Annotated in this window: 14 protein-coding genes; 13 read left to right on the top strand and 1 reads right to left on the bottom strand. The window is 61.3% G+C overall.

What is annotated here, in order from left to right:
- Nucleotide 1 precedes the first annotated feature (1 nt).
- Complete coding sequence (locus tag ACX3YF_RS05670; protein WP_458973516.1) at nt 2-1,639, bottom strand: methyl-accepting chemotaxis protein; 1,638 nt, start codon at nt 1,637-1,639, stop codon at nt 2-4.
- Nucleotides 1,640-2,094: 455 nt separating this feature from the next.
- Here ACX3YF_RS05670 and hutU point away from each other — a divergent pair, with 455 nt between their 5' ends.
- From hutU to dtd, 13 genes are all read left to right on the top strand, one after another.
- The gene (hutU, locus tag ACX3YF_RS05665) at nt 2,095-3,783 is read left to right on the top strand and encodes a urocanate hydratase (RefSeq protein ID WP_458973515.1); all 1,689 of its coding nucleotides are present in this window, start codon (nt 2,095-2,097) and stop codon (nt 3,781-3,783) included.
- 137 nt (nt 3,784-3,920) lie between these two features.
- Nucleotides 3,921-5,393: a purine-cytosine permease family protein gene (locus ACX3YF_RS05660; protein ID WP_458973514.1), complete on the top strand. Its 1,473-nt coding sequence runs from the start codon at nt 3,921-3,923 to the stop codon at nt 5,391-5,393.
- Nucleotides 5,394-5,462: 69 nt separating this feature from the next.
- Entirely contained in the window at nt 5,463-6,431 is a 969-nt protein-coding gene (locus tag ACX3YF_RS05655; protein WP_448645651.1) for an ABC transporter substrate-binding protein, read from the top strand.
- A 191-nt stretch (nt 6,432-6,622) separates the two neighbouring features.
- Nucleotides 6,623-7,474: an ABC transporter permease gene (locus ACX3YF_RS05650; protein ID WP_103396924.1), complete on the top strand. Its 852-nt coding sequence runs from the start codon at nt 6,623-6,625 to the stop codon at nt 7,472-7,474.
- Entirely contained in the window at nt 7,471-8,301 is an 831-nt protein-coding gene (locus ACX3YF_RS05645) for a quaternary amine ABC transporter ATP-binding protein (protein WP_130207345.1), read from the top strand. The genes ACX3YF_RS05650 and ACX3YF_RS05645 overlap by 4 nt, the downstream gene beginning before the upstream one ends.
- A gap of 134 nt (nt 8,302-8,435) precedes the next feature.
- Complete coding sequence (gene hutH / locus ACX3YF_RS05640) at nt 8,436-9,959, top strand: histidine ammonia-lyase (protein WP_458973513.1); 1,524 nt, start codon at nt 8,436-8,438, stop codon at nt 9,957-9,959.
- Between the two features lie 130 nt (nt 9,960-10,089).
- Entirely contained in the window at nt 10,090-11,622 is a 1,533-nt protein-coding gene (gene hutH / locus ACX3YF_RS05635) for a histidine ammonia-lyase (RefSeq protein WP_458943809.1), read from the top strand.
- A gap of 100 nt (nt 11,623-11,722) precedes the next feature.
- Nucleotides 11,723-12,928 (top strand): imidazolonepropionase, encoded by a 1,206-nt coding sequence (gene hutI / locus ACX3YF_RS05630; protein ID WP_458973512.1) that lies wholly within the window; start codon nt 11,723-11,725, stop codon nt 12,926-12,928.
- A gap of 10 nt (nt 12,929-12,938) precedes the next feature.
- Complete coding sequence (hutG, locus tag ACX3YF_RS05625) at nt 12,939-13,742, top strand: N-formylglutamate deformylase (RefSeq protein ID WP_458973511.1); 804 nt, start codon at nt 12,939-12,941, stop codon at nt 13,740-13,742.
- A 269-nt stretch (nt 13,743-14,011) separates the two neighbouring features.
- Nucleotides 14,012-14,959 carry a choline ABC transporter substrate-binding protein gene (gene choX, locus ACX3YF_RS05620; protein ID WP_458973510.1) on the top strand — a complete coding sequence of 316 codons (948 nt, stop codon included), beginning with the start codon at nt 14,012-14,014 and terminating at the stop codon, nt 14,957-14,959.
- Nucleotides 14,960-15,102: 143 nt separating this feature from the next.
- The gene (locus ACX3YF_RS05615; protein WP_458973509.1) at nt 15,103-16,020 is read left to right on the top strand and encodes an alpha/beta hydrolase; all 918 of its coding nucleotides are present in this window, start codon (nt 15,103-15,105) and stop codon (nt 16,018-16,020) included.
- Nucleotides 16,021-16,124: 104 nt separating this feature from the next.
- Nucleotides 16,125-17,096 (top strand): prolyl aminopeptidase, encoded by a 972-nt coding sequence (gene pip, locus ACX3YF_RS05610; RefSeq protein WP_130207331.1) that lies wholly within the window; start codon nt 16,125-16,127, stop codon nt 17,094-17,096.
- On the top strand, nt 17,093-17,530 hold the full coding sequence (dtd, locus tag ACX3YF_RS05605) for a D-aminoacyl-tRNA deacylase (RefSeq protein WP_458973508.1): 438 nt from the start codon (nt 17,093-17,095) through the stop codon (nt 17,528-17,530). The genes pip and dtd overlap by 4 nt, the downstream gene beginning before the upstream one ends.
- The last annotated feature ends 68 nt before the right edge of the window (nt 17,531-17,598 follow it).

Here is a 17,598-nt window from a genome sequence, read left to right as displayed (position 1 = left end):
GTTACTCCCGTTCGAGGGTAAAACCTCGAACGGTTGCCTCCAGTTCACTCGACATCCTCTTCAGCGCCTGAATGGTTTTCACCACGTCCTGTTGCGCCACGACATTCTCCTCGACCCGCTGCGCCACGGTTTCCACATTGCGTGCCACGTCTTCGCTGGCTTCGCGCTGTTCCTGCAAGGCATGGGAGATCTGGCTGACGGCGTTGAGTGACGCGTCGAGCACGGCTTTGACGTCATTCATCGACGCGCCGGCGCTGTCGATCAACTGCTGGCCCTGAAGCACCCGCTCGCGGCCAGTGTTCATGCTGCTGCTGGCCTTTCGCATGCCGCTTTGAATGGTGCTCACCAGCACCACGATCTCGGCGGTGGAGCGGGTCGTGCGGGTCGCCAGCTCCCGCACTTCGTCGGCCACCACGGCAAACCCGCGACCTTGCTCGCCGGCCCGCGCCGCCTCGATGGCGGCATTGAGGGCGAGCAGGTTGGTCTGTTCGGCAATGCTGTGGATCACGTCGACAATTTTCCCGATGGCGTTGGAGTGCAGGGTCAATTGGTCGATTTCACTCGACGTCTGGGTCACCAGTTGGGCGATCTGCTGCATCTCGATGATAGAGCGGTCCATGCTGGCAATGCCCAGGGCGGTGATCTGCTCGGCCTTTTGTGTGGTGTCGTGGGCCTGTGCGGCGTTTTCGGCGATGTGCGTGATGTTGGCTGACATCTGCTCTGCCGCGGCGGCAATGGAAGAGGTCGCGCCATTTTGCTCGGCGGCCTGCTTCAGGCCTTGCTCGGACGAAATGCTCAGGTTCAGGGTCGAGGACTCGATGTGTCGCGAGGCCTCGCGCACCTTGCCGATCATGCTGGCCAGGCTGCGCCGCATGGCCTCGACCGATTGCATGACACCCGTGGGGCTCGCGTTGCCGATCACCGGATCACCGAGCATGCCCTGGGCAATCCGTGTGCTGATATTGGCCAGTTCGTGGGGCTCGGCACCCAGGTATCGCGCCAGCCTGGCACCGAACAGCAGCGCATAAAGGCTGCCAGACAACAGCGCGAAGGCCAGGACGCCGGCCATCAGCCTGATGTTGACCTCGTAAAGTGCCTGGCTGAGTTCGAACTGTTGGCGAGCTTCTTTCAGTTGAGCATCCGTCAGTTGCGAAAACAGTGAGCTCAGCGGGTCGATCAAGGGGTACAGCTGGTGTGCGGCGAAATCCTCCAGGCGCTGACTGGAGGCGTCGTTGCGGTTCAAGACCGCCTGCAATCGCTGGAGTGGCGCTTCGGTGGCCTGCATCAGTGGCGTGATTTCGTTGATCAGTCGCACCTCTTCATCAACCAGGTGGGTCGACAGGTAGGTACGCCAGAGCGGATCGATCTCAAGCAATGCCTGGCGTATCTGTTGCGCCGCCTCGACGCCGCTATGGATGCCGTCGCGGGCCTTGTGGATGGCATCGACGATCTGGACGGAATACAGCTCGGAAATTTTCTTCAGGTCCTGTTGCGGGATGACCCGGTCCAGGTAAACCGTTTCCAGTCCCTGGACCGTAGCGCGCATGCCGTACAGGCCGAGTGCGCCGATGCCGGTCATGCTGCTCAGCAGGATGCCGGCCAGCAGCAGGAGATGGGTTTTGACTTTCCATTGTTTCATTGCGCGTTCCTCGCAGGAGTGACTTCAGGGGGGGCTTGCTCGTGAAGTCGGCGAGAATCAGTGGAGGTGGAGTCGGACGCTTCTGATGAGGTTGTAGGGTGTTTCTGGAATGCGCTTAATTGGGCATCACGTGTTACCGAACGCCCCAACGTGGCGCAAAACCACGTTGCAGTAACCGCCGTCACCCCCGCAAAAAATCCCCGCGAAAAATTTTATCCACGCCAGAACCCGCGATTCAGGCGCTCTCCAGTCGTTTCAGAGTTTTTCTTGAATGCCTGTCCAGAAAGTTGGCCGCTTGATTGCATATGCTTGTATGTACAAGTAAAGACGTATGCGTATGAGTCGATCGAGACTCTCCGCAGCGTCCACTGATTCGCTTGTCGCGCAACGATGCGCACAGGCTGGCTTGCCCCCTGCCAGGGTTGGTTTGAATTGATCGCTGAGGAGTCTTTTTCGTGACTGACAATACCCAGAAACCTACGAAATACCGTGACGTCGAAATCCGCGCTGCCCGCGGCAACAAGCTGACCGCCAAAAGCTGGCTGACCGAAGCGCCGCTGCGCATGCTGATGAACAACCTCGACCCGGAAGTGGCCGAGAACCCGAAGGAACTGGTGGTTTACGGTGGCATCGGTCGTGCGGCGCGTAACTGGGAGTGCTACGACAAAATCGTCGAGAGCCTGACCCACCTGAACGACGACGAGACCCTGCTGGTGCAATCCGGCAAGCCGGTCGGCGTGTTCAAGACCCACACCAACGCCCCGCGCGTATTGATCGCCAACTCCAACCTGGTGCCACACTGGGCGAACTGGGAACACTTCAACGAACTGGACGCCAAAGGCCTGGCCATGTACGGCCAGATGACCGCCGGCAGCTGGATCTACATCGGCAGCCAAGGCATCGTCCAGGGCACCTACGAAACCTTCGTCGAAGCCGGTCGCCAGCACTACAACGATGATCTGAAAGGCCGTTGGGTCCTGACTGCAGGTCTGGGTGGCATGGGTGGCGCTCAACCTCTGGCTGCAACTCTGGCTGGCGCTTGCTCGCTGAACATCGAATGCCAACAGGTGAGCATCGATTTCCGCCTGAAGAGCCGTTACGTCGACGAGCAAGCCAAAGACCTCGACGACGCACTGGCCCGTATCGCCAAGTACACCGCCGAAGGCAAGGCGATCTCCGTCGCGCTGCTGGGCAACGCCGCTGAGATCCTCCCGGAACTGGTCCGTCGCGGTGTGCGCCCGGACATGGTCACCGACCAGACCAGCGCCCACGACCCGCTCAATGGCTATCTGCCAGCCGGCTGGACCTGGGAGCAATACCGCGCTCGCGCCAAAACCGAACCGGCCGCCGTGATCAAAGCCGCCAAGCAATCGATGGCGGTGCACGTCAAAGCCATGCTCGACTTCCAGAAGCAAGGCATCCCGACCTTCGACTACGGCAACAACATCCGTCAGATGGCCCAGGAAGAAGGCGTGGAAAACGCCTTCGACTTCCCGGGCTTCGTTCCGGCCTACATCCGTCCGCTGTTCTGCCGTGGCATCGGCCCGTTCCGTTGGGCGGCACTGTCGGGCGATCCGCAAGACATCTACAAGACCGACGCCAAGGTCAAGGAACTGATCCCGGACGACGCGCACCTGCACAACTGGCTGGACATGGCGCGCGAGCGCATCAGCTTCCAGGGCCTGCCGGCACGTATCTGCTGGGTCGGCCTGGGCCTGCGCGCCAAGTTGGGCCTGGCGTTCAACGAAATGGTACGCAGCGGTGAATTGTCGGCACCAATCGTCATCGGTCGCGACCACCTGGACTCCGGTTCGGTCGCCAGCCCGAACCGCGAAACCGAATCGATGCAGGACGGTTCCGACGCCGTGTCCGACTGGCCACTGCTCAACGCCTTGCTCAACACCGCGAGCGGCGCGACCTGGGTTTCGCTGCACCACGGCGGCGGCGTCGGCATGGGCTTCTCCCAGCACTCGGGCATGGTGATTGTCTGCGACGGTACCGACGAAGCGGCTGAGCGTATCGCTCGCGTGCTGCACAACGACCCGGCTACCGGTGTCATGCGTCACGCCGATGCCGGTTACCAGATCGCTATCGATTGCGCCAAGGAACAGGGCCTGAACTTGCCGATGATTACCGGCAAGTAATGCTTGCCCCTGTAGGAGCGAGCCTGCTCGCGATGGTGTGTCAGTCGACACAGCGCTGAATGACACTCCATCGCGAGCGGGCTCGCTCCTACAGGGGAGCCCACCAACCCACAATAACAATCCACAGAGGTTGAACCATGGCTGTTAACCCCGATCGTGCAGGCAGTAAACCGTTGATCGAAAAGCGTTCGATCGACTACATCCCGGAGGCGGAAAGACACGGTCGTCTGTTGAGCCAGTTCACCCTGTGGATGGGTGCCAACCTGCAAATCACCGCGATTGTCACCGGTGCATTGGCCGTGGTCCTGGGCGGTGATGTGTTCTGGTCGTTGATCGGCTTGCTGATCGGTCAACTGCTCGGCGGCGCCGTCATGGCGCTGCATGCGGCGCAAGGGCCCAAGCTTGGCCTGCCGCAGATGATCTCCAGTCGTGTGCAGTTCGGCGTTTATGGCGCTGCCATCCCGATCGTGCTCGTCTGTTTGATGTACCTCGGTTTCACGGCAACAGGTACCGTGCTGTCCGGCCAGGCGCTGGGCCAGTTGTTTGGCGTCAGCGACAGCGTCGGCATCCTGCTTTTTGCCAGTGTCATCGTGCTGGTGACGGTGCTCGGTTATCGGGTGATCCATTGGATCGGCCGCGTTGCCAGCGTCATTGGCGTGATTGCCTTCGTTTATCTGTTCAGCCGTCTGATGAGCCAGGTTGACGTTGGCGCGCTGTTGCAAATCCGTCACTTCAGCTGGAGCAGCTTCTTGCTGGCGGTGTCGCTCGCGGCGTCCTGGCAGATCGCCTTCGGCCCTTACGTGGCTGACTACTCGCGCTACTTGCCGAGCAAGATTTCCTCGGTAAAGACCTTCTTTGCCGCAGGCGCAGGTTCGGTCATTGGTGCACAGGTGGCGATGGTCCTTGGCGTGTTTGCTGCCGCTTCGGCCAACGGGCGATTCGCCGGCCACGAAGTGGCCTACATCGTGGGTCTGGGCGGTACCGGTGCCACCGCTGCGCTGCTGTATTTCAGCATCGCGTTCGGCAAGGTCACCATCTCCACGCTGAACTCCTACGGCAGCTTCATGTGCATTGCGACCATCATCAGCGGTTTCCGTGGCGACCTGAAGGTCTCGCGCTTGCAGCGTCTGGTCTTCGTGCTGGTCATTGTCGGTGCGGCGACCCTGATGGCGTTGCTCGGCCAGCACTCGTTCCTCGGTGCGTTCAAGTCCTTCATCCTGTTCCTGCTGGCGTTCTTTACGCCATGGAGCGCGATCAACCTAGTGGACTACTACTGCATCACCCGCGAGCGCTATGACGTGCCGGCGCTGGCCGATCCGAAGGGTCGCTACGGTCGTTGGAACGTCCTCGGTATCAGCGTCTATGTTTTCGGTGTGCTGGTGCAGCTGCCGTTCATCTCCACCAAGTTCTACACCGGTCCGCTGGTCGCCGCCCTGGGTGATGTGGATATTTCCTGGATCATCGGTCTGGCGCTGCCCGCAGCCCTGTATTACGTCTGCGCGAAAAAATGGCACGGCACAGTGCCCGATCAACTGATTCTGCCGGTCGAGCAGGACAGCGTTGTACAACCTGAAACAAGTGGGGCCGGTCGCGCTGCGGCGCGGGCCTGATTGGATGTTGCCAGGGCTGGATGCCTCTTGACTACCGTAAGCCAATTCATGATTAGGAGCGTCACAACAATGAAATCGAACAAGACCCTGCTGACCACTTTGCTTTCCATGGGCCTGCTGGCCAGCGCCGGCGCCACTCAGGCGGCGGGTTGGTGTGAGTCGGGTAAACCGGTGAAGTTCGCCGGCCTGAACTGGGAAAGCGCCATGCTCCTGACCGACGTGCTGCAAGTCGTGTTGGAGAAAGGCTACGACTGCAAGACCGACAGCCTGCCGGGCAACTCCATCACCATGGAAAACGCCCTGAGCAGTAACGACATCCAAGTGTTTGCCGAAGAGTGGGTCGGCCGCAGCGAGGTCTGGAACAAGGCTGAGAAGGCCGGCAAAGTCATCGGTGTGGGCGCTCCGGTCGTGGGCGCTGTCGAAGGCTGGTACGTGCCGCGCTACGTGATCGAAGGCGATGCCAAGCGCAAGCTGGAGGCCAAGGCGCCGGATCTGAAAGCCATTGCCGACCTGGGTAAATACTCGGCGATTTTCAAGGACGCCGAAGAGCCGTCCAAGGGTCGTTTCTACAACTGCCCGGCGGGCTGGACCTGCGAACTCGACAACAGTGAAATGCTGAAAAGCTACGGCCTGGAAAGCAGCTACACCAACTTCCGCCCAGGCACCGGCCCGGCGCTGGATGCTGCCGTATTGTCGAGCTACAAGCGTGGCGAGCCGATCCTGTTCTACTACTGGTCGCCAACACCGCTGATGGGCCAGGTCGACGTGGTCAAACTGGAAGAAAAACCAGGCGTCGACAAGACCGTGAACATCAAGGTCGGCCTGTCCAAGACGTTCCATGACGAAGCGCCAGAACTGGTGGCCGTGCTGGAAAAGGTCAACCTGCCGATCGACCTGCTGAACCAGAACCTGGGTCGCATGACCAAGGAGCGGATCGAGTCGCCGAAACTGGCCAAGATCTTCCTGAAGGAACATCCTGAAGTCTGGCATGCATGGGTGAGCGAAGACGCAGCCAAAAAGATCGACGCTGCGCTTTGAAAACTACTGCGCTCGGCAATACTGCGTTGAAAGCAGGCTCAAAATGCTCATTGACTAAAGTCAACTCCGCTTTCTCGCCTGCTTTCGCCTTGTCTTGCCTTCGCTCGCTACGTTTTCAAACAGCTTGTTTATAAGGGCAAGCTTTTCAGCACCGCAAGCGGTGCTGAAAAGCCCTTGATTGAGAGCTTCTTATGTTTCCCGAAAGCTTTACCTTTTCCATCGCCGACTGGGTCAACGGTTGGGTCGATTCACTGGTCACCAACTACGGCGACGTGTTCCGGCACATCTCCGACACCCTGTTGTGGGCCATCGTCAATCTCGAAAGCCTGCTGCGCGCGGCGCCCTGGTGGCTGATGCTGGCCATCGTGGCGGGCGTGGCCTGGCACGCGACCCGTAAGGTCGTGACCACCGCCGTGATCGTCGGTTTGTTGTTCCTGGTGGGTGCGGTCGGCCTCTGGGACAAGCTGATGCAAACCCTGGCGCTGATGATGGTGGCGACGATCATCTCGGTGCTGATCGGCATTCCGCTGGGCATTCTCTCGGCGCGCAGCAATCGCCTGCGTTCGGTGCTGATGCCGTTGCTCGACATCATGCAGACCATGCCGAGCTTCGTGTACCTGATTCCGGTGCTGATGCTGTTCGGCCTGGGCAAGGTCCCGGCGATTTTCGCCACGGTGATCTACGCCGCACCGCCGCTGATCCGTCTGACTGACCTGGGCATCCGCCAGGTCGACGGCGAAGTGATGGAAGCGATCAACGCCTTCGGTGCCAACCGCTGGCAGCAACTGTTCGGCGTGCAACTGCCGCTGGCCCTGCCGAGCATCATGGCCGGGATCAACCAGACCACCATGATGGCCCTGTCGATGGTGGTGATCGCCTCGATGATCGGCGCCCGTGGCCTGGGTGAAGACGTGCTGGTGGGGATTCAGACCCTCAACGTCGGACGTGGCCTGGAAGCCGGTCTGGCGATCGTGATTCTGGCAGTGGTGATCGACCGCATTACACAAGCGTACGGTCGCGCACGGCATGAGGTGAGCAAATGAACAAGGCAACCGTGAGCAAAATTGAAGTCAAAAACGTCTTCAAGATTTTCGGCAACCGTTCCAGGGAAGCGCTGGCCATGGTTGGCCAGGGCAAGACCAAGGATCAGGTGCTGGCCGAAACCGGCTGCGTGGTCGGCGTGAACGACCTGTCGCTGAGCATCGGCAGCGGCGAGATCTTCGTGATCATGGGCCTGTCGGGTTCTGGCAAATCTACCCTGGTACGCCACTTCAACCGCCTGATCGACCCGACCAGCGGCGCGATCCTGGTGGACGGCGTGGACATCCTGCAATACGACATGGAAGCCCTGCGCGAATTTCGCCGGCGCAAGATCAGCATGGTGTTCCAGAGCTTCGGCCTGTTGCCGCACAAGACCGTGCTGGACAACGTCGCCTACGGCCTGAAAATCCGTGGCGAGAGCAAGCAGATGTGTGCCGAGCGCGCGCTGCACTGGATCAACACCGTGGGCCTCAAGGGCTACGAAAACAAATACCCGCACCAGCTCTCGGGCGGCATGCGTCAGCGCGTGGGCCTGGCCCGTGCCTTGGCGGCGGACACCGACATCATCTTGATGGACGAAGCCTTCAGTGCGCTTGACCCGCTGATTCGCGCCGAGATGCAGGACCAGTTGCTGGAACTGCAAAAGACCCTGCACAAGACCATCGTCTTCATCACCCACGACCTCGACGAGGCCGTGCGCATCGGCAACCGCATCGCGATCCTCAAGGACGGCCGCCTGATCCAGGTTGGCACGCCGAAAGAGATCCTGCATTCGCCAGCGGATGAGTATGTAGACCGGTTCGTACAGCGCAGGGCTGCGGTGGTTTAAGAGATTTGCAGTGAGTGAGCTGGCCTCTTCGCGAGCAGGCTCGCTCCCACCATTGGAATGAGTACCCTGTGGGAGCGAGCCCGCTCGCGAAGGCGTCGGCAAAGCTGCATCAATATTCAGGTAAGAGGTCAAAGATGTCCCAGGCCGAAAAAATCGTTATCACCGAAGTGCCAGTCACCTGGCAGGATGTGGTCGCCGTAGCCCGTCATGGCGCACAGCTGGAGCTGTCGGCGCCGGTCTGGGCTCGGATTGAAAACGCGCAGGCCATCGTCCAGCGGATCGTCAGCAGCGGCGAGCGCGCCTATGGCATCAACACCGGCCTGGGCGCGTTGTGCAACGTTTCGCTGCAGGACGAACAACTCAGCCAGTTGTCGCGCAACACCCTGCTGAGCCACGCCTGCGGCGTCGGCGCCCCGCTGAGCGACGAGCAGACTCGCTCAATCATGTGCGCGGCCATCGTCAACTACAGCCACGGTAAATCCGGGCTGCATCGCCAAGTGGTTGAAGCGCTGCTGTCGCTGCTCAACCGTGGCATCACCCCGCAAGTGCCATCCCAGGGCTCGGTGGGCTACCTGACCCACATGGCTCATATCGGCATCGCCCTGCTGGGCGTCGGCAATGTGAGCTATCGCGGGCAGATCGTTTCCGCGCAGCAGGCCCTGGCTGAAGAAGGGCTGCAACCGGTCAAACTGGGTGCCAAGGATGGTCTGTGCCTGGTCAACGGCACACCCTGCATGACCGGCCTGAGCTGCCTGGCGATTGCCGACGCCGCGCATCTGCTGCACTGGGCCGATGTGATCGGTGCGATGAGTTTTGAAGCCCAGCGCGGGCAGATCGACGCCTTCGATGCCGAGATCATCGCGCTCAAGCCGCATCCGGGCATGCAGCAGGTCGGGATCAACCTGCGGGCCTTGCTCGACGGCAGCGAAGTGATTGCCCGGAGCATGGGTATTCGCACCCAGGACGCGCTGAGCATTCGCTCGATCCCGCAGGTGCATGGCGCGGCCCGTGACCAGCTGGTGCATGCGACCCGACAGATCGAAACCGAACTCAACAGCGCCACCGACAACCCGCTGGTGCTGGGCACTGCAGACAATTACCGCGTCGTTTCCCAGGCCAACCCCCACGGCCAGTCCGTGGCGCTGGCGGCGGATCTGCTGGCCATCGCCATGGCGGAAATCGGCTCCATCGCCGAGCGTCGCCTGGACCGTTTGATCAACCCGCATGTCAGCGGTCTGCCAGCATTCCTGGTGGCCAACCCGGGCGTGAACTCCGGGATGATGATCGTGCAATACGTCGCCGCTTCCTTGTGCGCGGAAAACCGCCAATTGGCGCAACCGGCAGTGCTCGACAACTACGTCACCTCGGGCCTGCAGGAAGATCACCTGAGCCTGGGCACCAACGCCGCGCTGAAACTGCACCGCGCCCTGGAGAACTGCACGCAGATCCTCGCCATCGAGTACTTGCTGGCGGCCCAGGCGTTCGAATTCCTGAAAGAACAACGCTTCGGCGCGGGCACCGATACCGCGTGGCGCCTGCTGCGTGAACGTGTCCCGGCCTATGACCAGGACCGCTGGCTGGCGCCGGACATTGCTGCGGCAGCCGCTGTCTTGAAAGAACCGGATTTGCTGCACAAGGCTTTGCCGAGCCTGAACTGATTTCCACACAAAACCAGCGTGCCAAGGCGCGGCTCCCCAAAAGGGAGACGCGACGGACAACGGACATTTCCGGAGCGTCTGGTAGGCCTCTAAAACCAAGAGCATAAAAAACTCTCAAAAGGAGCACAAAATGACTGCGCTAAACCTGATCCCCGGTCAACTGAGTCTGGCCCAACTGCGTGATGTCTATCAGCAGCCGGTGAAACTGACCCTCGACCACAGCGCTTCGGCCCAGATCGAAGCCAGTGTCGCTTGCGTGGAACAGATCCTCGCCGAGAACCGTACCGCGTACGGCATCAATACCGGCTTCGGCCTGCTGGCCTCGACCCGCATCGCCAGCGAAGACCTGGAAAACCTCCAGCGCTCGCTGGTGCTGTCCCACGCGGCCGGTGTCGGCCAGCCGATCAGCGACGACCTGGTGCGTTTGATCATGGTGCTCAAAGTCAACAGCCTGAGCCGTGGTTTCTCCGGCATTCGCCGGGTGGTGATCGACGCGCTGATTGCCCTGATCAACGCCGAGGTTTACCCGCACATTCCGCTGAAAGGTTCGGTTGGCGCGTCGGGCGATCTGGCGCCTTTGGCACACATGTCGCTGGTGCTGCTGGGTGAGGGCAAGGCACGTTACAAAGGCGAGTGGATGGAAGCGACCGAAGCGCTGAAAGTCGCCGGCCTGACCCCGCTGACCCTGGCCGCCAAAGAAGGCCTGGCGCTGCTCAACGGCACACAGGTGTCCACCGCGTTTGCCCTGCGTGGCCTGTTTGAAGGTGAAGACCTGTTCGCCGGCGCCCTGGCCCTGGGTGGCCTGACCGTTGAAGCGGTATTGGGCTCGCGCTCGCCGTTCGATGCCCGCATTCACGCTGCCCGTGGCCAGAAAGGCCAGATCGACGCTGCTGCCGCCTATCGCGACCTGCTGGGCGAACGCAGCGAAGTCTCCGACTCCCACGAGAATTGCGAAAAGGTCCAGGACCCGTACTCCCTGCGCTGCCAGCCGCAAGTCATGGGCGCGTGCCTGACCCAGTTCCGCCAGGCGGCCGAAGTGCTGGCCATCGAAGCCAACGCCGTCTCGGACAACCCGCTGGTATTCGCCGCTGAGGGCGATGTGATCTCCGGCGGTAACTTCCACGCCGAACCGGTGGCCATGGCCGCCGACAACATGGCCCTGGCCATCGCGGAAATCGGTTCCCTGAGCGAGCGTCGCATCTCGCTGATGATGGACAAGCACATGTCGCAACTGCCGCCGTTCCTGGTGGCCAATGGCGGCGTGAACTCCGGTTTCATGATCGCCCAGGTGACCGCGGCGGCACTGGCCAGCGAAAACAAGGCGCTGTCCCATCCGCATTCGGTGGACAGCCTGCCGACGTCCGCCAACCAGGAAGACCATGTGTCCATGGCCCCGGCGGCGGGCAAGCGTCTGTGGGAAATGGCCGAGAACACCCGCGGGATTCTCGCCGTTGAATGGCTGGCGGCGGTGCAGGGCCTGGACCTGCGCAATGGCCTGAAGACCTCGCCGAAGCTGGAAAAGGCGCGGGCGATTCTGCGTAACGAAGTGCCGTTCTATGAGAAAGACCGGTTTTTTGCGCCGGACATCAATGCGGCGACTGAGTTGCTGGCTTCGCGTTGCCTGAATGAACTGCTGTCGACCAAGCTTTTGCCTAGCCTGTAAGGGCCCCTTCGCGAGCAGGCTCGCTCCCACATTGGAATGCGTACCACTTGTGGGAGCGAGCCTGCTCGCGAATCGATTTTGATTAACACGAGGACTTGGGATGAAAACCCTCTGGCAACACTGCCACGTCGCAACCATGGCGCAAGGCGTCTACTCGATCATCGAGGATGCGGCCATCGTGACGTCCGGTGCGCACATTGAATGGGTTGGCCCGCGCGCTGAGCTGCCGGCGGGCGAGTACCCGGCGGTCAATGATTTGAACGGGGCCTGGGTGACGCCGGGCCTGATCGAATGCCACACCCACACGGTGTTCGGCGGAAACCGCAGCGGTGAGTTCGAACAGCGTCTGCAAGGCGTCAGCTACGCGGAAATTGCAGCCGCCGGCGGTGGCATCGCCAGCACCGTGCGCGCTACCCGTGCGGCCAGCGAAGATGAACTGTTTGCCAGCGCCGCCAAGCGTCTGAAAAGCCTGATGCGCGATGGCGTCACCAGCATCGAAATCAAATCCGGTTACGGCCTCGACCTGGCCAACGAACGCAAGATGTTGCGGGTGGCCCGTCGCCTTGGCGCCGAGCTGCCGGTCAGCGTGCGCAGTACTTGCCTGGCCGCCCATGCATTGCCGCCTGAGTACGTGGATCGCGCCGACGACTACATCGATCACATCTGCGCCGAGATGCTCCCGGCCCTGGCTGCCGAAGGGCTGGTGGATGCGGTGGATGCGTTCTGCGAATACCTGGCGTTTTCCCCGGCGCAGGTCGAGCGGGTGTTCATCACCGCCCAGGAACTGGGGTTGCCGGTGAAACTGCACGCCGAGCAGTTGTCGTCGTTGCACGGTTCGACCCTGGCGGCGCGTTACCACGCACTGTCCGCCGATCATCTGGAATTCATGACCGAAGACGACGCCATCGCCATGGCCAAGTCCGGCACGGTCGCGGTGCTGCTGCCTGGCGCTTTTTACTTCCTGCGCGAAACCCAATTGCCGCCGATGGACGCCCTGCGCAAACACGGCGTGAAAATCGCCATCGCCAGCGACCTCAACCCCGGCACCTCGCCGGCACTGTCGTTGCGACTGATGCTGAACATGGCGTGCACCTGTTTGCGCATGACCCCGGAAGAAGCGCTGGCCGGCGCCACGATTCATGCCGCCACGGCCCTGGGCATGGCCGATACCCATGGTTCGCTGGAGGTGGGCAAGGTCGCGGATTTCGTCGCCTGGCAAATCGATCGTCCGGCCGACCTGTCTTACTGGCTGGGCGGTGATCTGGAAAAGCGCGTCGTGCGTCACGGCGTCGAAACGAGTCTGTAGGAGAGCAGTTGTGGATAAGGTTCTGAACTTCAAACAAGGCCGCGTGCCGCTGCTGATCAGCATGCCCCACGCCGGTTTGCGCCTGACCCCGGCAGTCGAGGCCGGGTTGATCCCGGCCGCGAAAAGCCTGCCGGACACCGACTGGCACATTCCGCAGCTTTACGATTTCGCCGCCGAACTGGGCGTCAGCACCCTGGCCGCCGAGTACTCGCGGTTCGTCATCGACCTGAACCGGCCGTCCGACGACAAGCCGTTGTACGTGGGCGCGACCACCGGCCTGTACCCGGCGACGCTGTTTGACGGTGTGCCGCTGTTCCGCGAAGGGCTGGAGCCTTCGAAAGAAGAGCGCACGACCTACCTGGAGCAGATCTGGACGCCCTACCACAGCACCTTGCAGCAGGAGCTGGCGCGCCTCAAAGCCGAATTCGGCTATGTGTTGCTGTTCGATGCGCACTCCATCCGCTCGATCATCCCGCACCTGTTCGACGGCAAGCTGCCGGACTTCAACCTCGGCACCTTCAATGGCGCCAGTTGCGATCCACAGCTCGCGACCCAGCTGGAAGCGATCTGCGCCGGACACCCGGGCTACAGCCATGTGCTGAACGGACGCTTCAAGGGCGGCCACATCACCCGCCACTACGGCAACCCGGCCGAGAACATCCATGCGGTGCAACTGGAGTTGGGCCAGTGCACGTACATGGAAGAGTTCGAGCCGTTCCGCTATCGGGCGGATCTGGCGGAGCCGACGCGGGTGGTGTTGAAGGAATTGTTGCAAGGGCTGCTGGCGTGGGGTGAAAAGCACTACAAGCGCTAAAACCCTACACAAACTTTGTGGGAGCGAGCCTGCTCGCGATAGCGGACTTACAGTCAACGTCAATGTTGAATGTCATGGCCTCGTCGCGAGCAGGCTCGCTCCCACATTGGTTTAGCGTTCTTTTCGATACCTGACAGGAACAGTCGCCACTGTGCAAATCTCGGTCGCCTCAGTTCGCTTTTGCCACTCGTCTGCTGCGTAATGTTCTGGCCACGGTGCACAAAGACACCGGCCTCGACAATAATCCGCTGCCGCACGAGATCATTCTGATGAAAAGACTGTTCACCCGCTGTCTCTCAATCCTCTGCGGTACCGCTCTGCTGAGTGCCAGCGCCCTGGCCGCTGATGACGCCTCCTGCAAAGCGGTGCGCATGGGCGTGGTCAACTGGACCGACGTGATCGCCACCAGCGGCATGGCCGATGTATTGCTCAACGGCCTTGGCTATGAAAGCAAGCAAACCAGCGCCGTGCAGCAAATCATCTTCGCCGGCATCCGTGACAAGCGCCTGGATATTTTCCTCGGTTACTGGAAGCCGGCGATGGACAAAAACATCGCGCCGTTCCTGGCCGCCAATCAAGTGAAGGTCCTGGACAAACCAAGCCTGGCCGACGCCCAGGCAACGCTCGCGGTGCCTGACTATGTCGCGGCTGCCGGTTTGAAAACCTTTGGCGATATCGCCAGGTTCAAGGATCAGCTCGGTGGCAAGATCTATGGCATCGAGCCGGGCAGCGGCGCCAACACCACCATCAAAACCATGATCGAGACCAATCACTTTGGCCTCAAGGACTTCAAGCTGATCGAGTCCGGAGAAGCCGGCATGCTCGCTGCGGTGCAACGGGCGGTGAACCGCAAGGAGTTCGTGGTGTTCGTCGGCTGGACCCCGCACCCGATGAACATCAACATGAAGATCGCCTACCTGACCGGCAGCGAAGACGTCTACGGGCCGAACGAAGGGGCGGCGACCGTTTCCACCGTGACCGCCCCGGATTACGCCGAGCGCTGCCCGAACGTCAATCGGCTGCTGGAGAACCTGACCTTCACCGCCGCCCAGGAAAGCCAGTTGATGGTGCCGATCATGGAGCGCCAGACGGCGCAGGACGTTGCCAGAAAATGGCTGCGTGAACACCCGGAAGACCTTCAGCGCTGGCTGACGGGTGTCAGCAGTTTTGACGGCAAGGATGGCGTGGCGGCGGTGCAGGCCAGTCTGAAAAACTGACACCAGAACCTGTAGGAGCGAGCTCGCTCGCGATAAACCCGAGAACACCGCGGGGTATCAGGCTTACCGCGTTATCGTTGGCCATTATCGCGAGCAGGCTCGCTCCTGCAGGGGTATACATTCCCCCCTGAACGGGCAGACTCATGGCGCCTTATCCGCTTTCCGAACAGATGACGGCTTTCGTCGAGAAAACCGTCAGTTTCAACAGTACCGACAGCAGCCTCGCCGGATTGCGCCAGGCCTACAGCGAGATGTGCCGGGCGTTCACCCCGCCACGTCCCGCCGGCCTCTACGTGGTGGACTTTGATTTGTCCGGTGTCCCGGTGCGGTCCTATCAACCGCCGGTTTCGCCGCCGACCGGTGGTTCGCCGTGCATCGTCTATCTGCATGGCGGCGGTTGGGTCGTAGGGGATCTGGACTCCCACGACTTCATCTGTGCCGAACTGGCGTCGACCCTGGGCGTGCTGGTGATCGCGGTCGATTACCGGCTCGCGCCGGAGCATCCGTTTCCGGCGGCGTTTGATGACTGCCTGAAGGTCTGGCGCGCACTGCGCACCGGGCCGTTCAAACTTGACCCTGCGCGTACGCTGGTGGCCGGCGACAGCGCCGGCGGCAATCTGGCCGCTGCGCTGTGCCTGGCATTGCGTGACGCGGGTGAGCCCGTGCCGGCCGCGCAAGTGCTGATCTATCCCGGACTGGGTGGCGATCATCATCTGGCTTCGCGTAGTGAATGCATCGATGCTCCGCTACTGAGCAGCAGCGATGTGGATTGTTACCACGCGTTGTACCTGCGAGGCACCCCGCAACCTGGGCCCTATGCGATGCCGTTGCTCGCCGCGGATCTTCGCCGATTGCCACCGGCCTTCATCGCCGTGGCGCAATTCGATCCGCTGCGTGATGACGGCGTGCTGTACGCCGAGCGACTGGACGCTGCCGGCGTAGCAACGACGTTGTATTACGGCGAAGGGCTTGTACACGGTTGTTTGCGGGCGCGGGGGCAGGTTGCCGAGGTCGACAGGCTCTATGAAAACCTGCTCGGTTATCTGGCGCCTAGACTCTGACTCTGCAAGGGCATGCTCATTGGCGTAATTCGGGTTTATGATGCCCAACGGCAGAATAATTGAAGTCCCCCCAGGGATGACCCAGACCCCTTACGGAGCGCGCAATGCAGACTTTGTACCCGCAGATCAAACCCTACGCCCGGCATGATCTGGCTGTCGATGAAACCCATACGCTGTACGTCGACGAAAGCGGTTCACCGGAAGGGTTGCCGGTCGTGTTCATCCATGGCGGCCCCGGCGCCGGGTGTGACGCCCAGAGTCGCTGCTACTTCGATCCAAATCTGTATCGCATCGTCACCTTCGACCAGCGCGGTTGTGGTCGTTCCACGCCCCACGCCAGCCTGGAAAACAACACCACCTGGGATCTGGTGGCCGACCTCGAGCGGATTCGCAAACACCTGGGCATTGAAAAATGGGTACTGTTCGGTGGCTCCTGGGGTTCGACCCTGGCGCTGGCCTATGCGCAAACCCACCCGGAACGTGTGCACGGTCTGATCGTGCGAGGGATTTTTCTCTGCCGGCCGCAGGAAATCGAGTGGTTCTACCAGGCCGGTGCCAGTCGCCTGTTCCCCGATTACTGGCAGGACTACATTGCGCCGATCCCGCTGGACGAGCGCGACGACTTGCTCACGGCCTTCCACAAGCGCCTGACCGGCAACGATCAAATCGCTCAGATGCATGCGGCCAAGGCCTGGTCCACCTGGGAAGGCCGGACCGCGACCCTGCGTCCCAATCCGCTGTTGGTCGATCGTTTCTCCGAACCGCAGCGCGCACTGTCGATCGCCCGTATCGAGTGCCACTACTTCACCAACAACGCATTCCTCGAGCCGAACCAGTTGATTCGCGACATGGGCAAGATCGCCCATTTGCCCGGTGTGATCGTCCACGGTCGTTATGACGTGATCTGCCCGCTGGATAACGCCTGGGAACTGCACCAGGCCTGGCCGAACAGCGAGCTGCAAATTATCCGTGACGCCGGTCATGCCGCTGCTGAACCGGGGATTACCGACGCCTTGGTGCGTGCCGCCGATCAGATGGCCCGGCGCCTGCTCGACCTGGCTCCTGAAGAAGCATGAAGGGCCTGCTGCAGCGCGTGCGTGGCGCGCGGGTCGAGGTGGCGGGCGAGGTGGTCGGAGCAATCGACCAGGGTTTGCTGGTGCTGGTGGCGGTCGAGCCCGAGGACACTCGGGCCAGCGCCGACAAACTTCTCAATAAGCTGCTTAACTATCGAGTGTTCAGTGACGCCGAGGGCAAGATGAATCTGTCCCTGGCGGACGTGGGTGGCGGGTTGCTGCTGGTCTCGCAGTTCACCCTGGCCGCCGACACCAAGAGCGGGTTGCGCCCGAGTTTCTCGACCGCGGCCCCTCCGGCCATGGGCGAGGAGCTTTTCGACTATCTATTAGGCAAAGCGAAACAGGTGCATGGCACTGTGGCATCAGGTAGATTCGGCGCGGATATGCAGGTGCGCCTGGTCAATGACGGCCCGGTAACCTTCCTGTTACAGACGTAAAACCGCTTGAAACCCTGTTTTGCGCCGTTTTCGACTGAAAACAGGGGCTTTTCCCGATAAATACTTTG

This window comes from Pseudomonas fluorescens group sp. PF-69, from assembly GCF_054481235.1.
Note: the sequence above shows the minus strand (reverse complement) of the source record. Positions and strands in the feature narration are given on the sequence as shown.